Source organism: Bacillus sp. S4, assembly GCF_040838205.1.
GTDB lineage: Bacteria > Bacillota > Bacilli > Bacillales > Bacillaceae_G > Bacillus_A > Bacillus_A cereus_U.
The window spans coordinates 1-2,443 of sequence record NZ_JBFPJI010000425.1; the positions used below are offsets into that span (position 1 = coordinate 1).

Sequence of the window (2,443 nt, forward strand, 5' to 3'; positions counted from 1 at the left end):
ATATTTCCATTCTATCATATTTGAATAGAAAATATTGGATTCCCCTAAATTCACATCTGTCTCGTACATCTCCTCAAATATACAAACTAATTCCTTAACGTACAGGGAACCGGATAAATTGTGTCTAAACGTACAATTTTCTTTTTTTGATATGGTGACCCCTAATAAACAAATCAAAGATCTTCACCAAGGAATTCTTTCCTTCTTTTGAATTGGATATGTAACGATAGTTCTATATTCTTGTTTTGATATCAATAGGAGGCGTGTCTATGAAAAATCATAAAAAAGTGAATGGACAGATCCGTCAAACAAATAAAAAATAAAGTATTAATATTCCTACCTATTGTTGAAGGAAGCTTAAAAAAGAAGTTGTCTCTAAAAAATCGTTTTTCAACGAATTTTTGAGACAACTTCTTTTCTCATATATTGTATTAGTAAACACATATTGCAAGTTAAATTTGAGAATAAAATAGAATTAAGAATGTTATTATTTTGTAGAATTTCCTACATACGCTGAAATATCAACATTTAATGCTTCCGCTAGGCACATACCATACTCGCGGTCTGCGCGGAAGAAATTGCAAATTGCAAGTAGTTTCGTTTGCTCATTCACATCTTTTAAATCGCTTGTTAAGTTTGCGATTAAATTATCTTGTTCCTCTTTAGAGAATGAACGGTAACGCTCACCAGCTTGCTGGAAGTCGTTTGGTTTATCAATTTTTTCACGAGATACATAGCCTTCAAGTTTCATATTCGAATCACGGTAAGCTGAATCTTCAACAGGATTTTCAGCATGACGACTTGGCTCGTAGTTAATTGTTGATGGGTTTTGATTGATTTGCATTGCACCATCACGTTGTTGATTATGAACAGCTGCGTATGGGCAGTTTACAGGAATTTGCAAATAATTTGCACCAAGGCGGTAACGCTGTGTATCTGGGTAAGAGAATAAACGACCTTGTAATAGTTTATCTTCAGATGGTTCAATACCAGGTACAGTTGCACTTGGCGTAAATGCCGCTTGCTCTACTTCCGCAAAGAAGTTTTGTGGGTTGCGATTTAAAGTCATTGTCCCTACTTCAATTAATGGGAAGAGATCTTCTGACCATACTTTTGTTGGATCTAGTGGATCGAACTCTAAAGAATCCATTTCATCTAATTGCATAATCTGTACGTGTAGATCCCATTTTGGATAGTTTCCTTTTTCAATCGCTTCGAATAAATCACGAGTCGCATGGTTGAAATCTTTACCTTGCACTTCTTCCACTTCTTTTGCACTTAAATTGCGGACATCTTGCTGTGGTTTCCAATGATATTTAATGTAAACAATTTTCCCTTCCGCATTAATCCATTTAAATGCATGTACGCCGAAACCTTCCATTTCACGATAGTTTGCCGGTGTACCATAATCAGAAAATACCCATGTCAGCATATGTGTAGATTCTGGAGTTAACGTCATGAAATCCCAGTAACGATCTGGTGTTTGAACATTTGTATCAGGTGCTGGCTTTAAAGAATGCACCATGTCAGGGAATTTAATTGCATCACGAATGAAAAAAACAGGTAAATGGTTACCTACGATATCGTAGTTTCCTTCTTCTGTATAAAATTTAACAGCGAACCCGCGTGGATCACGAGCTGTTTCTGGAGAACCTTGACCATGAATAACCGTTGAGAAACGAACGAATACAGGTGTTTCAGTTCCTTCATTTTGTAAAAACGCTGCTTTCGTATATTGCTTCATACTGTTCTTTGTTACGAACATACCATGAGCACCTGCACCACGTGCATGTACAACACGCTCTGGAATACGTTCACGATCAAAATGAGCAAGCTTTTCTATTAAATGATAATCTTCTAATAATACTGGTCCACGTTGACCAGCTGTACGAGAATTTTGGTTATCTCCTACAGGAGAACCTTGATTTGTTGTTAAGCGATTATTCGGATTCATAAAGGAAAACCTCCTATTTATATTCAATAATAATTATTTAATTGTAAATATTATAATTTAATATATATTTAGTTTTATTACTTGTCAATAATTTAAAATCGTTTTTTTTCATTTTTTTGAGATAGGGTCCGCGAAACAATCTATAAATATATCTTGTATATTTAGTATAGCCAGCCTAAAATACTCTGCAATAAATCCAATTGGACAATAAACAAAAGAGTCATAACTACTTTAGATATAAACCTCTCGTCAAGTCTTGTACATCTGATCAAATCCATGAATCTGGTGTATTCCCTACACTTCGCCAACCAATTAGTAATCTTCTAAACTTGAGCATACTAATCACACATCTTTTCTGGAATTTTAGTTTCCTTATATTTCCGGATGTTAATCCGTAATGAGCATTCGTTCATCATCTGTAGCATTATTTAAAAATCCCTCTTTTGATAACTATATGTTCAACTGAGTAATTATTACACATTATGTAGT

1 protein-coding gene is annotated in these 2,443 nt (G+C 34.6%); it reads right to left on the reverse strand.

The features are described from left to right. Positions 1–487: 487 nt before the first annotated feature. Entirely contained in the window at positions 488–1,954 is a 1,467-nt protein-coding gene (locus AB3X48_RS21100; RefSeq protein ID WP_088099288.1) for a catalase, read from the reverse strand. Positions 1,955–2,443: the final 489 nt, after the last annotated feature.

What these genes read in the sequence shown, in the direction of transcription:
- AB3X48_RS21100 (WP_088099288.1), bottom strand. Translation starts at nt 1,954, where the DNA reads ATGAATCCGAATAATCGCTTAACAACAAATCAAGGTTCTCCTGTAGGA.